This window comes from Streptomyces sp. NBC_01481 (assembly GCF_026339995.1).
Classification (GTDB): domain Bacteria; phylum Actinomycetota; class Actinomycetes; order Streptomycetales; family Streptomycetaceae; genus Streptomyces.
Map to the genome: position 1 here is coordinate 482,878 of NZ_JAPEPT010000005.1, position 16,849 is coordinate 499,726.

At 69.9% G+C, this 16,849-nt stretch carries 14 protein-coding genes, 2 tRNA genes and 1 pseudogene; 9 read left to right on the forward strand and 8 right to left on the reverse strand.

What is annotated here, in order from left to right; translation table 11 throughout:
- Window positions 1-53 precede the first annotated feature (53 nt).
- Entirely contained in the window at window positions 54-515 is a 462-nt protein-coding gene (locus OOK40_RS28305) for a molybdenum cofactor biosynthesis protein MoaE (RefSeq protein ID WP_266487203.1), read from the forward strand.
- Between the two features lie 416 nt (window positions 516-931).
- The gene (locus OOK40_RS28310) at window positions 932-2,020 is read left to right on the forward strand and encodes a PDZ domain-containing protein (RefSeq protein WP_266487204.1); all 1,089 of its coding nucleotides are present in this window, start codon (window positions 932-934) and stop codon (window positions 2,018-2,020) included.
- A 453-nt stretch (window positions 2,021-2,473) separates the two neighbouring features.
- Here the strand turns inward: OOK40_RS28310 and OOK40_RS28315 are convergent, their stop codons facing one another.
- A complete protein-coding gene (locus OOK40_RS28315) occupies window positions 2,474-3,031 on the reverse strand; it encodes a PPA1309 family protein (RefSeq protein WP_266487205.1) in 558 nt (185 codons plus the stop codon).
- A gap of 136 nt (window positions 3,032-3,167) precedes the next feature.
- Between OOK40_RS28315 and OOK40_RS28320 the strand changes: the two genes are divergently transcribed.
- From OOK40_RS28320 to OOK40_RS28335, 4 genes are all read left to right on the forward strand, one after another.
- The gene (locus OOK40_RS28320; RefSeq protein ID WP_266487696.1) at window positions 3,168-6,080 is read left to right on the forward strand and encodes a UPF0182 family protein; all 2,913 of its coding nucleotides are present in this window, start codon (window positions 3,168-3,170) and stop codon (window positions 6,078-6,080) included.
- Between the two features lie 62 nt (window positions 6,081-6,142).
- Window positions 6,143-6,216: transfer RNA gene (locus OOK40_RS28325), tRNA-Met, on the forward strand.
- Window positions 6,217-6,419: 203 nt separating this feature from the next.
- On the forward strand, window positions 6,420-8,489 hold the full coding sequence (locus tag OOK40_RS28330; RefSeq protein WP_266487207.1) for a sel1 repeat family protein: 2,070 nt from the start codon (window positions 6,420-6,422) through the stop codon (window positions 8,487-8,489).
- 67 nt (window positions 8,490-8,556) lie between these two features.
- Window positions 8,557-8,630, forward strand: a tRNA-Met gene (locus OOK40_RS28335).
- Window positions 8,631-8,756: 126 nt separating this feature from the next.
- On the opposite strand, the gene OOK40_RS28340 is transcribed toward OOK40_RS28335, so the two are convergent.
- The 3 genes from OOK40_RS28340 to hisN all read right to left on the reverse strand — a co-directional run bounded on the left by OOK40_RS28340 (window position 8,757) and on the right by hisN (window position 10,691).
- Complete coding sequence (locus tag OOK40_RS28340; protein ID WP_266487209.1) at window positions 8,757-9,173, reverse strand: Fur family transcriptional regulator; 417 nt, start codon at window positions 9,171-9,173, stop codon at window positions 8,757-8,759.
- 156 nt (window positions 9,174-9,329) lie between these two features.
- Window positions 9,330-9,731, reverse strand: coding sequence for a cyclic nucleotide-binding/CBS domain-containing protein (locus OOK40_RS28345; protein ID WP_266487211.1), 402 nt, complete (start codon window positions 9,729-9,731; stop codon window positions 9,330-9,332).
- A 159-nt stretch (window positions 9,732-9,890) separates the two neighbouring features.
- Window positions 9,891-10,691: a histidinol-phosphatase gene (hisN, locus tag OOK40_RS28350; RefSeq protein WP_266487213.1), complete on the reverse strand. Its 801-nt coding sequence runs from the start codon at window positions 10,689-10,691 to the stop codon at window positions 9,891-9,893.
- A 174-nt stretch (window positions 10,692-10,865) separates the two neighbouring features.
- On the opposite strand from hisN, the gene OOK40_RS28355 reads away from it, so the two are divergent.
- Window positions 10,866-11,531, forward strand: coding sequence for a TetR/AcrR family transcriptional regulator (locus OOK40_RS28355; RefSeq protein WP_266487214.1), 666 nt, complete (start codon window positions 10,866-10,868; stop codon window positions 11,529-11,531).
- Here the strand turns inward: OOK40_RS28355 and OOK40_RS28360 are convergent.
- The 4 genes from OOK40_RS28360 to OOK40_RS28375 form a co-directional block, all read right to left on the reverse strand.
- Window positions 11,497-11,820, reverse strand: coding sequence for a multidrug efflux SMR transporter (locus OOK40_RS28360; protein WP_266487698.1), 324 nt, complete (start codon window positions 11,818-11,820; stop codon window positions 11,497-11,499). The two genes, OOK40_RS28355 and OOK40_RS28360, sit on opposite strands and share 35 nt — an antisense overlap.
- Window positions 11,821-11,913: 93 nt before the next feature.
- Window positions 11,914-12,927 carry a ribosome small subunit-dependent GTPase A gene (gene rsgA / locus OOK40_RS28365; protein ID WP_266487215.1) on the reverse strand — a complete coding sequence of 338 codons (1,014 nt, stop codon included), beginning with the start codon at window positions 12,925-12,927 and terminating at the stop codon, window positions 11,914-11,916.
- Window positions 12,928-12,933: 6 nt separating this feature from the next.
- Window positions 12,934-14,274: a 3-phosphoshikimate 1-carboxyvinyltransferase gene (aroA, locus tag OOK40_RS28370; protein ID WP_266487216.1), complete on the reverse strand. Its 1,341-nt coding sequence runs from the start codon at window positions 14,272-14,274 to the stop codon at window positions 12,934-12,936.
- A 133-nt stretch (window positions 14,275-14,407) separates the two neighbouring features.
- Window positions 14,408-15,124 (reverse strand): M50 family metallopeptidase, encoded by a 717-nt coding sequence (locus tag OOK40_RS28375; RefSeq protein WP_266487217.1) that lies wholly within the window; start codon window positions 15,122-15,124, stop codon window positions 14,408-14,410.
- Window positions 15,125-15,173: 49 nt separating this feature from the next.
- Between OOK40_RS28375 and OOK40_RS28380 the strand changes: the two genes are divergently transcribed.
- Window positions 15,174-15,989, forward strand: a complete 816-nt coding sequence (locus OOK40_RS28380; RefSeq protein ID WP_266487218.1) for an SOS response-associated peptidase — start codon at window positions 15,174-15,176, stop codon at window positions 15,987-15,989.
- A 55-nt stretch (window positions 15,990-16,044) separates the two neighbouring features.
- Window positions 16,045-16,679: pseudogene (locus OOK40_RS28385) on the forward strand (alpha/beta family hydrolase).
- Window positions 16,680-16,849: the final 170 nt, after the last annotated feature.

Below are 16,849 nucleotides of genomic sequence, written 5' to 3' on the forward strand. Positions count from 1 at the left end.
CCGGTCGAATGGGCTATTTCGCGATGTCAGTGGCGTACGGCACGATGGACGGCATGGCAAGCAGGTACGACCACCCCGGTGAACAGGCGGCCCAGGACCCCATCCGCCTGCTCGAGATTCGCGACACCCCGCTCTCCGTCGACGAGGTCTTCGCGGCCGTCGGCGACGACGCGGCCGGTGGCATCGCGCTCTTCGTCGGCACCGTGCGCAATCACGACGGCGGCGCGGATGTGGACACTCTGGGGTACTCCTGTCATCCCACGGCGGAGGCCGAGATGCGCCGTATCGCCGAGAAGGTGACGGCGGAGTTTCCCGTACGGGCGCTTGCCGCGGTCCATCGTGTGGGTGAACTGGCGGTCGGCGATCTGGCGGTCGTCGTCGCCGTGTCGTGCCCGCATCGGGGAGAGGCCTTCGAGGCGTGCCGGAAGCTGATCGACGACCTCAAGCACGAGGTGCCGATCTGGAAGCACCAGAAGTTCTCCGACGGCACGGAGGAGTGGGTCGGCGCCTGCTGAGGTGCGATCGGCTGAACCCCGGAGAGTTACCAAGCGCCTGATTTGCGTAACCACCCCCCTGCCACGAGTGTTGAACTCGCAGACACTAATCTGCTGATCACTCAGTTGCGTACGTTCATGGGGTAAGGGGGTCGCGATGGCGGCACTCGCTTGGCTGCTGATTCCGTTTTTCGCTGCCGTGGGTGCTGCGATATGGGGAAGCTGGGCTTCACGTAACCGGACGTCGGGGGATGTTGCCGAGCTTGCCGGATATGCGCGGTTCCGCGATGCGATGGAGAGAGCGGGCTCCGGTACAGACGCCGCCTGACGCCGCGTGACCTGGGGGACCCGGCCGCTGACCGTACGCAGTTGCCAAGTTGCCACGTACGGACTGGCCCCGGCGGTGCACTGACAGGCCCGTCCCGTACTGTCGTTCCATGCCACGCCGCACCGCGACGATGCTCGCTTCCACCCTGATTTTCATCGCGCTGCTCTGCGCCGGGGTGTTCATTACAGTGCCGTATTCGGAGATGTCGCCCGGGCCGACGGTCAACACGCTCGGCGCGGCCGGTGGCGAGCCGGTCCTGCAGATCTCCGGCCGCAAGACGTACTCGACGAGTGGCCATCTCAATATGACGACGGTCAGGGTCACCGGCGCGGACTACAAGATGAACCTCGTCGAGGCGGTGTACGGCTGGCTGGCCCACGACAACGTGGTGGTGCCGCACGACACGCTCTACCCGGACGGGAAGACCGAGGAGCAGTCGACACAGGAGAACGCCGAGGAGTTCTCCCAGTCGCAGGAGAGCGCCAAGGTCGCGGCGCTCCAGCAGCTGAAGATCCCGGTGAAGTCACGGGTCGTGGTCTCCACGGTCCTCAAGAACACGCCTTCGGAGAACCGGCTGCACGCGGGGGATGTGATCCGCGCGGTGGACGGTACGGCGGTGAAGGAGCCGGGCGACGTCGCGAAGCTGGTCGTGAAGCACAAGCCCGGCCAGGACGTGGTCTTCACGATCGTGCCCGCGAAGGAGGCGGCCGCGGCGGAGAAGGCGGGCAAGGAGCCGGACGCCACGGAGAAGGTCACGATCACCACGGTCAAGGCGGACAAGGACGACCGGGCGATCGTCGGCATCCAGGCGGGTACCGACCACACGTTTCCGTTCAGCATCGACATCAACCTGGCGGATGTCGGGGGGCCCAGTGCGGGGCTGATGTTCGCCCTCGGGATCGTCGACAAGCTGACACCGGCGGACCTGACGGGCGGGAAGTTCGTGGCGGGCACCGGGACGATCGACGACAAGGGGAAGGTCGGTCCGATCGGGGGGATCGAGATGAAGCTGGTGGGGGCGCGGAACGCGGGGGCGCAGTATTTCCTGACGCCGAGCGACAACTGCGCGGCGGCGGTGTCGGACATTCCGGACGGGCTGACGCTGGTGAAGGTCAACACGATCGCCGATGCGACGAAGTCGCTGGAGAAGATTCGGTCGGGGGACACGGCGGGGTTGGTGGGCTGCGCGGCGGGCTGAGCGGGGGTTTGTTCCCCAGGCCCGCCCCTTCCCGAAACTGGGGGGTGCCCCCAGGCCCCCGGGGTGGTGCCGCCAGGGGGCTGCGCCCCGGATCCTGATCGCGGCGGCTTCGCGCCGCGTCTGTGCCAGCTGATGCTGGGGCTGCCACCGGACTGCGCCACGGTGCATGAGCCCGCGCTCGGACTGCGCTCGGTCGCTTCGCGCGATGGCTGGGTTTGTGGCCCCTGACGGGCTGAGCGGGGGATTGTTCCCCAGGCCCGCCCCTTCCCGAAACTGGGGGGTGCCCCCAGGCCCCCGGGAGGCTGATGCCGGGCTTCCCGGACTGCGCCTCGGTCGTATGCGTCCGCGCCCGGCCTGCGCCCGCTTGCTTGTGCCGCCGCCGACCCGCGGCGCAACTGGAGACACCGCCGTATTCGGGCCACGGGACCCGGTACGGCGGTGTCGCAGAGCTGATTACGCCTCGAACGTCGCCGCGAGTGCCTCCGCCAGGCCCGGGACCAGGGCGGAGCCCGTCAGGACCTCCTTAGAGGAGTCCTTTTCGCGCAGGCGCAGCGCTGATTCGCGGGTGCCGTCGCGTAGGACCCCGACCGTCATGCGGACCTCCTGGCGGTCGGGGTGGGACGAGACCCACTTGGTGAGGGCCTTGTCGTCGAGGCCGGCCGGGACCGAGGACTCGGCCGAGGGCGGGAGCATCTGGCGCTCCACCGTCAGCGCGCAGCCCGCCACCGCGTCCGGCCAGGCGATCGTTGCGAGGAACTCGTCCAGCGGGGTGCCGGCCGGGATCTCGTCCTGCTCGATCGGGGTGAGCGGCGCGGCCGCTTCGTCGGCGTCGAGACCGAGCTGGGCCGCGAGGCCCGGTTCGTGGGAGCGCAGATGTGCGGTGTCGACGAGCGCGAAGAGCCTGGCCGGCTGGTCCCAGCCGAGGCCGGACGCGTACTCGTCGATTTCGAGCACGGCGTGGGTCAGCGGGCTGGCGGCCATCGGGGGGCCGGAGGGGGAAACGTTGGGCATGGCCAATATCCTGCCTCCTTCCGGCCCCAAGACGGGAACTAGGTAAAGCCTCAGTAAGTTGCAGTAGTGGGCTCTACGATCGCGGGGCCCGTTTCACACGACCGCGAACTTCGAGGTGCGCACGTTGGCTTTCCAGATGCCGGACCGCGGCGGAGGCCCGACAGGGCCACGGATCAGAGTGGGCCGGCCGTCCCGGCGGGTCCGCACCCTGCTCATGACGCTGGGCGTCCTGGCCGTTCTGGCCATGGCGTTCGTCATGTTCGCCGGGTTCTGGACCGACTGGCTCTGGTACCGATCGGTGCACTACTCCTCCGTCTTCACCACCACCCTGTGGACCAAGGTCGGACTGTTCGCCGTCTTCGGGCTGCTGATGGCCGCGGCCGTCGGCGTCAACATCTGGCTCGCTCACCGGCTGCGCCCGCCGCTGAGCGCGATGTCGCTGGAGCAGCAGAGCCTCGACCGCTACCGGATGGGCATCGCGCCGTACAAGAAGTGGGTGCTCCTCGGGATCACCGCTCTCGTCGGGCTGATCTCCGGAGCCTCCGCCACCGGTCAGTGGCGCACCTGGCTGATGTGGGTCAATGGCGTGCCCTTCGGCCAGAAGGACCCGCAGTTCCACATGGACGTGTCGTTCTACGCGTTCGATCTGCCCTGGTACCGGTTCCTGCTCGGCTTCGGCTTCGCGGCCGCCGTGCTCTCGCTGATCGCCGCCGCCCTGACGCACTACCTGTACGGCGGGCTGCGCATCACCAGCCCCGGCGCGCGGGCGACCGGCGCGGCGACCGGGCATCTCTCGGTGCTGCTCGGCGTCTTCGTCTCACTCAAGGCCGTGGCTTACTGGCTCGACCGGTACGGCCTCGCGGTGAAGTCCAGCGACTTCAAGGCCACCGGCAACTGGACGGGCCTGCGGTACGTCGACGCCAACGCCTACCTCCCGGCGAAGACGATCCTGTTCTGCATCGCCGTCATCTGCGCTCTGCTGTTCTTCGCGACGCTGTGGCGCCGCACCTGGCAGCTCCCGGTGATCGGCTTCGGGCTGATGGTCCTGTCCGCGATCCTCATCGGCGGCCTCTACCCGGCGATCGTGCAGAAGTTCCAGGTCCAGCCGAACGAGCAGGCCAAGGAAAGCCCGTACATCAAGAAGAACATCGAGGCCACGCGTCACGCGTACGGCATCGACAAGGCCAACCCCGAGGACTACTCCGGCAAGGGTGACCCCAAGCGGAAGGCCCAGCAGCGCGCTGCCGCACCTTCGGCGGCGAGTTACCGACTTGTCGACTCGAACGTGGTCTCACCCGCCTTCCAGCAGCTCCAACAGGAGCGCAAGTACTACCAGTTCCCCGCGACCCTCGACGTGGACCGCTATACCGGCCCCGACGGCAAGCCGCAGGACACGGTCATCGGTCTGCGCGAGCTCAACATCAAGGGCATCCAGAAGCGCAACTGGATCAACGACCACTTCACCTACACCCATGGCTACGGCGCGATCGCGGCCAAGGGCACGAACACCATCACGGACCCGGACAAGGGCACCGTCGGCTCGCCCGACTTCACCGAGGCCGGAATGCCCACCGGCGGTCAGCTCGGCAAGTACGAGCAGCGGATCTACTACGGCGAGAAGACGGAGCAGTACTCCATCGTCGGCGGCCCGCAGAAGGAGCTCGACTACGAGGCGAGCGTCGGGCCCACCAAGTACACGAGCTACAAGGGCAAGAGCGGGGTCAACCTCTCCAACCCGCTCAACCGCGCGGCGTACGCCGTCGCCTTCAGCGAGCCGCAGATCCTGTACTCGGGAGCCGTCGGCGAGGGCTCGCGGATTCTGTACAACCGCACGCCCAAGGAGCGCGTCGAGGCGGTCGCCCCCTGGCTGACCATCGACGGCGACGCCTATCCGGCGGTCGTCGACGGCCGGATCCAGTGGATCGTCGACGCGTACACCACGACCAACGGCTACCCCTACGCCTCGCGTACGACGCTGGGCGAGACCACCGCCGACTCGCTGACCACCAATCAGCGCGCGGTCGTCGCCCAGCAGAACCAGGTCAACTACATCCGCAACTCGGTGAAGGCGACCGTCGACGCGTACGACGGCACGGTCAACCTGTACCAGTGGGACACCCAGGACCCGGTGCTCAAGACCTGGATGAAGGCGTTCCCTGGCACGGTGAAGGCGAAGGACGAGATCTCGCCCTCGCTCAAGGCCCATCTGCGGTACCCGCAGGACATGTTCAAGGTGCAGCGCGAGCTGCTCACCCGGTACCACGTCACCGAGCCCGAGCAGTTCTACAGTGGCTCGGACGCCTGGCAGGTGCCGGACGACCCGACGAACAAGGACACCAGCGCCGTCCCGCCGTACTACCTGAGCCTGAAGATGCCCGGCGACCAGACGCAGAAGTTCTCGCTGACGACGACGTTCACGCCGGCCGGGCGCCCCAACCTGGGCGCGTTCATGGCGGTCGACGCCGATGCCAACAGCGACAAGTACGGCACGATAAGGCTGTTGAGAGTCACCGAGACCGTGCAAGGTCCACAACAGGTGCAGAGTGAGCTCAACGGCAATGACGACGTCGCCGAGTTCGTGAGAAACCTCAGAGGCACCGACTCGGACATCGAGTACGGCAACCTGCTCACGGTGCCGCTCGACGGCGGGTTCCTCTACATCGAGCCGGTGTACGCACGCGGCGGCAGCGCGAACTACCCGCTGCTGAAGAAGGTGGCCGCCGCCTACGGCGGAGGCAAGCCGGTCTTCAAGGACAGCCTCTCCGAAGCGCTTGACGCGGCCTTCGGACAGGTCGGCACCGAGCAGCCGCCGCCGACGACGACACCGCCACCGGGCACCAAGCCACCGGCGACCGGTGACGCGGCGACGAAGGCTGCCATCGCGGATGCCCTGAAGGCGCATCAGGACGCCGAGGCGGCGCTGTCGAAGGACCCGAAGGACTGGGAGGCGTACGGCAAGGCCCAGGAGGCTCTTGACGACGCGCTGCGCAGGCTCTCCGAGGCGCAGTCCAAGCCCAGCCCGACGGCCACCCCGTCCAAGGGTGGCTGACCGTGGCTGAAGGCGGCTGAGCAGGCACCATCCCGCGCCGTGGTACGGTTGCAACACAACGGCGCGGGGTGGAGCAGCTCGGTAGCTCGCTGGGCTCATAACCCAGAGGTCGCAGGTTCAAATCCTGTCCCCGCTACTGAAAATGAAGAGGGCCCGGATCCTTTGAGGATCCGGGCCCTCTTCGTGCGTATGTGCTGCCGGTGAGAACTGTGTGCCGCGTGGCGCGAGTTGAGGTTCGGCGTGTTTGACTTATCTCTCTGTGGGCATGTCGACAAAACGCTGAAGTGACCTCACTGGCTGCGGTATACCAGGTGTACGCGGGTTGCAGGTGGTGCGACGATGGAATTTATGGGGGACAGGGCAACTCTGTTGGAGACAGGGCGGTTTGTGCAGCGGCATGCCGGAGACGTGGCGGATGCGACCAGTTCTGCCGTAGCCGCTGACAACGTTGAAGGTGCCGGCGGTGGTGGAAGTGCCGACTCGGTGGAGACCGCCGGGGCCGAGGCACGGCACCGGCGCGCGGCCGAAAGCGGCGACACCGCGTCGATGAGTGTGCTCGGCGCGCTGCTGCTGCGCCGTGGCGACCTCGACGGCGCCGAGCCGTACCTGCGTGCCGCGACCGCCGAGGGCGACCGCGCCGCCGCCAACAACCTGGGTGTCCTGCTCCACCAGCGCGGGTACGCCGACGAGGCGGCCGGATGGTGGCGTATCGCCGCCGTCGCCGGTTCCGCGGCCGCGGCGCATGCACTGGGGCGCCACTTCCGCGAGCGAGGCGACGAGCCGGCCGCGGAGTACTGGCTGCGCCAGTCCGCCGAGCAGGGGCATGCGCTGGGGGCGTACGCCCTCGCCGACCTGCTGGAGCACCGCAGCGACGTGGGCGCGGAGCGCTGGCTGCGTGCTGCGGCTGAGCAGGGACACCGTGAGGCGGCCTACCGGCTTGCCCGCGCGCTGGAGCGCCGGGCGGCGGAAGAGGCACGCGCGGGCGGGGACGTGGGCCTGGTTCTGGGGCGCACGGAGAACGCGGCGCGTGTGCAGGCGCAGGGTCGTGCGGGCGGCGGGGACGCGGCCCCGGCTGCCGGCGCGGTATCGGGTACGTCGGCCACGTCGGGAGCCGGCGGCGGCGCAGGCGGTCCCGCTGCGGGTGCCCCGGCATCCGCTGTCCCCGCGCCCGTCGCCGGGGGCGAGGGCGGCGAGCTCTCCGTACTCGACGAGGCCGCTCAGTGGTACCAGCAGGCCGCCGCGCGTGGGCACCGGCGGGCCGCGCTGCACCTCGGCGCGATCCTGGAGAAGCGCGGCGAACTCAAGGAGGCCGGTCGCTGGTACCTCACCTCCGCCAAGGACGGTGAGGCCCGCGCCGCCTGCGCGCTCGGATTCCTGCTGCGCGACGCCGGTGACGAGGAGAGTGCCGCCGTCTGGTGGCTGCGCGCCGCGCAGGACGGTGACGGCAATGCCGCCAACGCCCTCGGCGCGCTGCACGCCGCCCGCGGTGAGCAGCAGACCGCCGAGCGCTGGTACCGCGCCGCCATGGACGCGGGTGACGTCAACGGCGCGTACAACCTGGGGCTGCTCTGCGCTGCCCAGGACCGTACGTCGCAGGCCGAGCAGTGGTACCGCCGCGCCGCCTACGCGGGTCACCGCGAGGCCGCCAACGCACTCGCCGTACTGCTGCTGCAGGCCGGGGACGCGACCGGCGCCGAGCCCTGGTTCTCCAAGGCCGCCGAGGCGGGAAGCGTCGACGCCGCCTTCAACCTGGGCATCCTCTACGTCGGCCGGGACGACGACCGTACGGCCCTGTCCTGGTACGAGCGGGCAGCGGCCGCCGGGCACACCGAGGCAGCCCTCCAGGTCGGTATCGCGCTGCTCAGAGACGGCGACGAGCAGGCCGCCGAGCGGCATCTGCGCTGCGCGGCGGGTGGCGGCAGCGCCGAGGCCGCGTTCCGGCTCGCCACTGTGCTCGACTCCCGCCAGCCGCCGCCGGGCCCGCCCGCGCTGGGCGAGCCGATGGCGGAGAAGAGCGAGTGCGAGGAGTGGTACGAGCGTGCCGCCGAGCAGGGGCACCGTCGTGCCCAGGTACGGGTGGGAATGCTCGCCGCGACTCGCGGAGACATGGCGGATGCCGCACGCTGGTACCGGGAAGCCGCCGAGGCGGGCAGCCGCAACGGCGCTTTCAACCTCGGGCTGCTCCTGGCCCGCGAGGGCAATGAGCGCGAGGCGGCCCTGTGGTGGGCCCGTGCGGCCCGCGCGGGGCACGGCCGGGCAGCGCTGCGCCTGGCCCTCCTTGCGGCCCGCAGGGGCGAGCTGACCGAGGGGCAGCGATGGTGCGCACGTGCCGTCGAACTGGGTCCCGCCGAGGTGGCGGAGCGTGCGGCACGGCTGCGCGACGCGCTCCACCAAGAGCTCACGGCGTAGCGACGGATGTAGAGACGAATATCGATTTGCGCTGGTCGGCGGGGTGACGTAGTGTTGCATTCATCGACGCGGGGTGGAGCAGCTCGGTAGCTCGCTGGGCTCATAACCCAGAGGTCGCAGGTTCAAATCCTGTCCCCGCTACTGAAGACGAAGGCCCGGATCCATCAGGATCCGGGCCTTCGTCTTGTGCCGGAAGGGCAAGCGAAAGCCCGGCACCTCTTGGTGCCGGGCTATCGGGTGGTGCCGGGCTATCGGGAAACCTCGGCGTCAGGCCGACGCGCAGTTCGGGCACGTGCCCCGGTACGTCACCTCGACGTCCGAGACCGTGAAGCCGAAGCGCTCCGAGTCCGGGAGGTCCGCCAGCGGGTTGCCCGCGGGGTGGACGTCACGGATCGCGCCGCACTGGGCACAGACCAGGTGCTGGTGCGGGCGGTGCGCGTTCGGGTCGTACCGCTTGGCGCGGCGGTCCGTCGAGACCTCGAGGATCTCGCCGAGGCTGACCAGCTCGCCCAGGGTGTTGTACACCGTCGCCCGGGAGATCTCGGGCAGCCTCGTCACGGCGCGCGCATGTACCTCGTCGGCCGTCAGGTGGACATGTTCGCCGTCGAGGACCTCAGCCACGACACGCCGCTGCGCCGTCATGCGCCAGCCACGTCCGCGAAGTCGTTCCAACAGGTCACTCATAAGGACCAGCCTAACAGCGGCACGACCCAGTTCCCGAACGGGTGTGACTTTGGACACTTGCTTGATCTGGACAAAGTCCAAACGAGTGGGCCTGAACCACGCGCCCGAACCACCTGACGAGGACCGGATCCCAGCCCGGGGATCCGGCCCCCCGGTCTATCCGGCGAGCGTTGCCGGGTGGCGCCGTGCCGGTGCCCAGCAGCGGATGATGTCGCGTACGGAGACGATGCCGACAGGTCCGTCGTTGTCGAGCACGATCAGATGCCGGAAGCCGCCGTGTGTCATGGCCTCCGCGGCCTCCTCCAGGGTCCATGACGGCGCGGCGAAGACGACGTCGGTGGTGGTGTGGGTGCCGGCGAGCTCCAGGTCGGGGTCCTGCCCCGCACCCACCGAGTTCAGGATGTCGCGCTCGGTCAGAATGCCGAGGCCGCCCGCGTCGCTGTCGAGGACGACGGAGGCGCCGACGCGGCGCGCGGCCATCAGGCGGGCCGCCTGGCGGAGTGTGTGTGCGGGGCCGATGGTGAGGACCACCGTGCTCATGGCGTCACGGACGAGCATGAATGGAGCCACCTCCTTGGTGGATCGGTCGTTCGGGAACCGATTCACAAGTTCACAAGTGGGGGGACTCTCAGAGTCGCAGCCCTGGGGCGGGGCAGCAAGGGGGCGCGCACGGGCGGAAAAGGGTGTAGACGCCCGCCAGTGGCTGTCTGTTGACTGTCAGTAGCGCTGGTTGAGATATCCCAGCAGCTCTTCGTGGAGCAGACCGTTGGACGCGGCGGCGTTGCCACTGTGCGGACCAGGGCGTCCGTCCAGACCGCTGAAGGATCCGCCCGCCTCCTGGACGACGATAGCTGTGGCCGCCATGTCCCAGAGTGACAGCTCCGGCTCGGCACAAATGTCCACCGAACCCTCGGCGACCATCATGTACGGCCAGAAGTCGCCATACCCGCGTGTGCGCCAGCAGGCCCGGGTCAGATCGAGGAAGCCGTCGAGCCGCCCCTGCTCCTCCCAGCCGCTCAGCGAGGAGTACGCGAACGAGGCGTCCCGGATCCGGCCGACGTTGGAGACCCGCAGCCGGCTCGCCGAGCTCAGACTGCGCCCGGTGTACGCGCCGCCGCCCTGCGCCGCCCACCAGCGGCGGCCGAGCGCCGGGGCCGACACCACGCCCACGACGGGCTGGTAGCCGCCCTCGCCCTGCACCATAAGCGAGATCAGCGTCGCCCAGACCGGCACTCCGCGCACATAGTTCTTGGTGCCGTCGATCGGGTCGATCACCCAGCGCCGCGGGCCCGTGCCCTCGATGCCGTACTCCTCGCCGAGGATCGCGTCACGCGGCCGCGCCCGCTGGAGCTGTCCGCGGATCAGCTCCTCCGCCGCCTTGTCGGCCTCGCTCACCGGCGTCATGTCCGGCTTGGTCTCGACCTTCAGGTCCAGAGCCTTGAACCGGTCCATCGTGGCGGCGTCGGCGGCGTCCGCGAGGACATGGGCAAGACGCAGATCGTCGTGGTAGTCGGGCATGGTCGTCACTCTATCCGGGCGCAAGAGGGCGGTCCTGGGCCCTGTCCCGCCCGGCTTCCGGGCCCCTGTCCGGCATGGCTCTTGACAGTGGATGGCCGCGCGTCAACTCTGAGCGCAGTGCCGCACGGCCTCAGAGGCGCACGGCCGCAGAGCCGTACGGCCGGGGAGGCGACGATGCCTACAGCGCGCGAGTCCTTGCTGAACGCCGCTCTCGCGGCGCTCGCCGATCTGCCCTGGTCAGGGGTGCGGATGGTCGATGTCGCCTCCGCCGCCGGGGTCTCGCGGCAGACCCTCTACAACGAGTTCGGCAGCAAGGACGGTCTCGCCCGCGCCATGGTGCGGCGCGAGGCCGACGCATATCTCCATGGCGTGGAGCGGCTGCTGGCCGAGCGGACCGGGGCCGCGGACCGGCTGGTCTCGGTCGCCGAGTGGACCGTCGCCGAGGCGCGCGCGAGGCCACTGCTGCGGGCCCTGCTCACCGCCTGCTGGGGTGAGCGGCTGCCCGCGCCGAGGCCGGCCCGGCGCGGTGCGGTGCTGTCCGGGGTGCCCGCCCAGCGCCGCGCCGACGCGGGGCCGCCGTCCCCGGCGGAGCTGGTCGCGGCGGTACGGGACCGCTCGGTGGCCGCTCTGGAACAAGGGCTGTCCGAGGGGCGTACGAAGGAGGAGTCGGCCGATGTGGCGCGCCGCTGCGAGCTGGCGGCGCGGCTCGCGCTCGCCCATGTGGTCGCGCCCGTCGGCGAAGGGGTCGGGCAGCTGGTGCGCACGGCCGTGGGCGGGGCCGTCGGCGAGTGGGTCAGTGGGCCCGTCAGTGCGACGAGCCCGACAGCTGGAGACCGATGACGCCGACGATCACCAGCGAGATCGAGACGATCTTGAGGGTGGACACCAGGTCGCCGAGGAAGACCATTCCGTAGATCGCGGTGCCCGCCGCGCCGATGCCCGTCCACACCGCGTACGCGGGACCGACGTCGAGTTTCCTCAGGGCGAGCGTCAGCAGACCGAAGCTTCCCAGCGCGAAGGCGGCGAACGCGATGGTCGGCCACAGCCTGGTGAAGCCGTGCGAGAGTTTGAGGCAGACCGCGAACCCCGTCTCCAGGATTCCGGCGACCACCACCAGCAGCCACGCCATGGTCTGTGCCTCCCGCATCAGTCGGTGACTGCTTCGTCGGACTTGGTGCGATTATGCACTTACCAACTGCCGCGGGCCGCAAACGTGCGGGAGTCAGTCCCCCTCGCGTCGTTCCCTGGTGGCCAGCAGACGCCGCAGTGAATAGAGCCGCGCCGGATCCGCGTGCCCCTCGGCGACCCACTCGTCCAGCGCGCAGTCCGGCTCGTCATGACTGCATGCCCGCGGACAGCCCTCCGTACCCGGTACGAGATCGGGGAAGGCGAGGATCACGCGGGACGGATCGACATGGTGCAGACCGAAGGAGCGCACGCCGGGGGTGTCGATCACCCAGCCGCCCTCCTTGCCCGAGAGCGGCAGGGCCAGCGCCGATGTGGTGGTGTGCCGGCCGCGGCCCGTGACCGCGTTGACAACGCCCGTGCTTCGTCGACGGTCCTTCGGGACAAGGGCGTTGACCAGGGTCGTCTTGCCGACGCCGGAGTGGCCGACGAACACCGTGGTCCTGCCCCGAAGGTGCTCGTAGACCCGGTCGGCCGCGGCGCCGTCCACGAACTCGTCGCGCGTGGTGACGATATGGGGGACGCCCAGCGCGCCGTACTTCTCCAGCAGTTCGTCGGGCGAGGCCAGATCCGACTTGGTCAGGACGAGGAGCGGGGTGAGCCCGCCGTCGTACGCCGCGACGATGCAGCGGTCGATCAGCCGCGGGCGCGGTTCCGGGTCGGCCAGCGCCGTCACGATTGCCAGTTGGTCGGCGTTGGCGACGACCACGCGCTCGTACGGATCGTCGTCGTCGGCGGTCCTGCGCAGCACCGACTTGCGCTCCTCGATGCGCACGATGCGCGCGAGGGTGTCCTTCTCGCCGGACAGATCGCCGACGATGCCGACACGGTCGCCCACCACCGCGGCCTTGCGGCCCAGTTCGCGGGCCTTCATGGCCATCACCACGCGGTCCTCGACGAGACAGGTGAGCCGGCCACGGTCGACGGTCAGGACCATGCCCTCGACTGCGTCCTCGTGCTTGGGGCGGATGTTGGAACGTGGCCGGTTGCCCTTGCGGTTGGGGCGGGAGCGGATGTCGTCCTCGTCGGTGTGCTTGCCGTAGCGGCGCATCTGTCGTCAGGCCCCGAGCATTCCGGCCCACATCCGCGGGAAGTCGGGCAGGGTCTTGGCGGTTGTCGCCACGTTCTCGATCTGTACGCCCTCGACGGCAAGGCCGATGATCGAGCCCGCCGTGGCCATGCGGTGGTCGTGGTACGTATGGAAAACGCCGCCGTGCAGCGGGCGCGGGCGGATGTGCAGCCCGTCCTCGGTCTCGGTGACATCGCCGCCGAGCTCGTTGATCTCCTTGGTCAGGGCCGCGAGGCGGTCCGTCTCGTGGAGGCGCAGATGTGCCACGCCGCGCAGCGTGGAGGGGGAGTCGGCGAGCGCCGCGACCGCCGCGATGCCCGGGGTCAGTTCGCCGACCTCGCCGAGATCGACGTCGATGCCGTGAATACGGCCCGTGCCGGTGAACGTCAGACCGGACTCGGTCAGTTCGCAGGAACCGCCCATCTCGGTGAAGATCCGGCGCAGTGCGTCACCGGGCTGGGTGGTGCGCTCGGGCCAGTCGGGGATGGTGACCCGGCCGCCGGTGATCAGCGCGGCGGCGAGGAACGGCTGGGCGTTGGACAGATCCGGCTCGACCGTCAGATCGCGGCCGAGCAGGGCGGAGGGGGAGACCCGCCAGACATTGGGCTCGCCGCCGGTCTCGGGCTCGTCGACCTGGGCGCCGACCGCGCGGAGCATGTCGACGGTCATCCGGATGTGCGGCATGGAGGGGAGGGTGCCGCCGATGTGGCGTACCTCCACGCCCTGGTTGAAGCGCGGTGCGGACAGCAGAAGGGCGCTGACGAACTGCGAGGACGAGGAGGCGTCGATCTCCACCGGGCCGCCGTCCAGCGCGCCGCTGCCGAACACGGTCATCGGGAGCGAGCCGCGGCCGTCGTCGTCGATCCGGGCGCCGAGGACGCGCAGCGCGTCGATCACGCCGTTCAGCGGGCGCTCGTAGGAACGGGGGTCGCCGTCGAAGCGGACCGCGCCGTCGGCCAGCGCGGCGACGGGGGGCAGGAAGCGCATCACCGTACCGGCGTTGCCGACGTCGATCGTGGCGGGGCCGTGCAGACCGGCGGGAATGACGCGCCAGGCCTCGCCCTCGCCGTCGTGACTGCCCGCGACGGTGGAGCTGGAGGACACCGTCTCCTCGATGCCGACGCCCAGCGCGCGCAGGGCCTCCGCCATCAGGAGGCTGTCGCGGGAGCGCAGCGGGCGGCGCAGCCAGCCGGGTTCGGCGGCCAGGGCCGCCAGCACCAGGGCCCGGTTGGTGACCGACTTGGACCCGGGCACGGTCACCGTCGCTTCGACGGCTCCGGTCGCGTAGGGGGCGGGCCACAGGGCGGGGTGCACGGAGCTTTCGGTCATGGCCATCACTTTAGTGGTTCCGCGAAGACCAGGATCTTGATCAAAAGTGGCGAAATCGGGGCGTAACCGGGGAGTGATAGAGGGCTCGGCCGGTCAGGTTTCCCGGCGCGTCCGCCCACCGGACCGCGGGTATTCAAAGGCCCAGCAGCCAGCGGCCGCCGCCGATCAGTGAACACAGTGACACGGCATGGAACAGGAACAGCCACATCGCGGCCGGTACATGGGTCAGCCGGGACAGCTGATCGGCGTCCGAGTCCGGGGCCCCGCCGTGGCGCCGCTTGGACTGGAGCTCGAAGGCCGGTCGTACGCCTCCGAGCAGCAGGAACCAGACGGCGGTGTAGGCGAAGGCGGCCTGTACCTCGGGTTCTGTCAGCCAGGAGACAAGGAGGAAGGCGGCGCCTGTGAGGATCACGGTGAGCGCGCCGTACGCGTTGCGGATCATCACGAGCATCGCGATGAGCAGGGCGGTGGCCAGCCAGAGAAGCAGCGTGATGTGGTGCGCGGCGAGCAGCCAGGCGCCGCCGAGGCCCAGGAGCGGCGGCGCGGTGTAGCCCGCGGCCGCCGTAAGGATCATGCCGAGACCACTGGGCTTGCCGCGGCTGACCGTGAGGCCGCTGGTGTCGGAGTGCAGCCGGATGCCGTCGAGCCGGCGGCCGGTGAGCAGCGCGACGAGGCCGTGGCCGCCCTCGTGGGCGATGGTGATGGCGTTGCGCGAGATCCGCCATATCGGGTGGGGTGCGACGGCGCCGAGAGCGATGACGCCCGCGACGAGGACGAGCCATTCGTCGGGGGCGGGCTGAGAGCCGAAGATGCGGTCCCAGAGATCGGTGGCGGACTGTGTGATGGCCATTTCTCGGGCGGCTCCTCGGGCGGCGGGCAGGAGTGGCAGTCTGGCACTCATGTGCGGACGGTATGCAGCGAGTCGTAGGCCCGAGGATCTCTCAGGACTCTTCGAGGTCGAGAAGTGGGATCCCGAGGAGACGCTGGCGCCCGACTGGAATGTGGCCCCCACGAAGGACGTCTACGCGATTCTCGAGCGCCCTGTGAAAGACGCCCCGGACCGGCGTCCGGTTCGCCAGCTGCGGGCGCTGAAGTGGGGGCTCGTGCCGTCGTGGGCCAAGTCACCCGAGGGCGCGGCACGGATGATCAACGCGCGGGCCGAGACGATCCACGAGAAGCCGTCCTTCCGCAAGCCCTTCGTCTCGCGGCGCTGCATCCTGCCCGCGGACGGCTATTTCGAGTGGGTGACCGGGGCGGGCGAGCGGGAGCTCGAGGTCGAGGGCAAGAAGAAGCGCGCGCGCAAGCAGCCGTACTTCGTGACGCCGGCGGACGGCTCGGTGTTCGCGATGGCGGGGCTGTATGAGTTCTGGCGGGACCGGACGCTGCCGGACGAACATCCGCTTGCGTGGTGGGTGACGTGCTCGGTGATCACGACGGAGGCGGAGAAGGGCCCGCTGGGGGTGGCCCCGGCACAGGGCCCCCGGTCGCTCTCCGACATCCACCCGCGGATGCCGCTGATGCTGACAGCGGACCGGTGGGACGCGTGGCTGGACCCCTCACGGACGGACCTGGACGAACTGCGCGGGATGCTGGAACCGCCGCCGGAGGGGCTGATGCGGGCATACGCGGTGACGACCGCGGTGAGCAATGTGCGCAACAACGGGCCGGAGCTGCTGGAGGAGCTGGCGGCGCCCGAGGTGGAGACGCTGTTCTGACGGCACCCCGTCGCGGCGCAGCCGCGTCGCACCCTTCGCGCGGCAGGATGGAAGCGTGAGTCGGATCGAGAGCGTGGAGACGGACGCCGGTGAGGCGCGTGTCACCTGGCATGCCGCCGGGCGGGCCCGGCTGGTGCTGGGGCTCGGGCACGGTGCCGGGGGCGGGATCGAGGCGCGGGATCTGCAGGCCGTCGCCCGGGGCCTGACCGCGGACGGGGTCACCGTCGCGCTGGTGGAGCAGCCCTGGCGGGTGGCCGGGAAGAAGGTCGCCCCCGCGCCGAAGACGCTCGACGCCGGATGGCGCGGCATCTGGCCCGTACTGGCGAAGTCCGGGCTGCCCGTCGTCGCCGGAGGGCGCAGTGCCGGGGCCCGTGTCGCCTGCCGGACCGCGGTCGAGCTCGGGGCCGTCGGCGTGCTCGCGCTGAGCTTCCGTTGCATCCGCCGGGCCGTCCCGAGAAGTCCCGCGCCGACGAGCTGCTCGGCGCAGGCGTGCCCACCCTCGTCGTACAGGGCGGCAACGATCCCTTCGGGAAGCCCGCGGAGTTCCCCGAGGGGACGTACGAGCTCGTGGAAGTCCCCTTCGGAGATCACGGCTTCGCCGTCCCCAAGCGGGCCGGGATCACCGAGAGTGAGACGCTGCGGGTGATCACGGAGGCGGTGCGGGACTGGGTCCGCGGGCTCCGGGAATGATGCGCGCGCACACACTGTTGAGGCGGTTGTCGGGACGTCAGTCACAGCGCACGGAGTAGGGAGTCCACAGCATGGGTTCGACCATCTGCCCGAGCCGCTCGAACACCGCTGACCTGGAGTGGACGGTGCTTTCCGCGGCCAAGACCGCCCCTCGTCGGGCGGCGGGCGGA

Coding starts and splice junctions, on each gene's coding strand:
- OOK40_RS28355 (WP_266487214.1), top strand. CDS start 10,866: ATGCCTACAGCGCGCGAGTCCTTGCTGAACGCCGCTCTCGCGGCGCTC.
- OOK40_RS28340 (WP_266487209.1), bottom strand. CDS start 9,173: ATGAGTGACCTGTTGGAACGACTTCGCGGACGTGGCTGGCGCATGACG.
- OOK40_RS28320 (WP_266487696.1), top strand. CDS start 3,168: ATGCCGGACCGCGGCGGAGGCCCGACAGGGCCACGGATCAGAGTGGGC.
- hisN (WP_266487213.1), bottom strand. CDS start 10,691: ATGCCCGACTACCACGACGATCTGCGTCTTGCCCATGTCCTCGCGGAC.
- OOK40_RS28345 (WP_266487211.1), bottom strand. CDS start 9,731: ATGCTCGTCCGTGACGCCATGAGCACGGTGGTCCTCACCATCGGCCCC.
- OOK40_RS28310 (WP_266487204.1), top strand. CDS start 932: ATGCCACGCCGCACCGCGACGATGCTCGCTTCCACCCTGATTTTCATC.
- OOK40_RS28360 (WP_266487698.1), bottom strand. CDS start 11,820: ATGGCGTGGCTGCTGGTGGTGGTCGCCGGAATCCTGGAGACGGGGTTC.
- OOK40_RS28305 (WP_266487203.1), top strand. CDS start 54: ATGGCAAGCAGGTACGACCACCCCGGTGAACAGGCGGCCCAGGACCCC.
- rsgA (WP_266487215.1), bottom strand. CDS start 12,927: ATGCGCCGCTACGGCAAGCACACCGACGAGGACGACATCCGCTCCCGC.
- OOK40_RS28330 (WP_266487207.1), top strand. CDS start 6,420: ATGGAATTTATGGGGGACAGGGCAACTCTGTTGGAGACAGGGCGGTTT.
- OOK40_RS28375 (WP_266487217.1), bottom strand. CDS start 15,124: ATGGCCATCACACAGTCCGCCACCGATCTCTGGGACCGCATCTTCGGC.
- aroA (WP_266487216.1), bottom strand. CDS start 14,274: ATGACCGAAAGCTCCGTGCACCCCGCCCTGTGGCCCGCCCCCTACGCG.
- OOK40_RS28315 (WP_266487205.1), bottom strand. CDS start 3,031: ATGCCCAACGTTTCCCCCTCCGGCCCCCCGATGGCCGCCAGCCCGCTG.
- OOK40_RS28380 (WP_266487218.1), top strand. CDS start 15,174: ATGTGCGGACGGTATGCAGCGAGTCGTAGGCCCGAGGATCTCTCAGGA.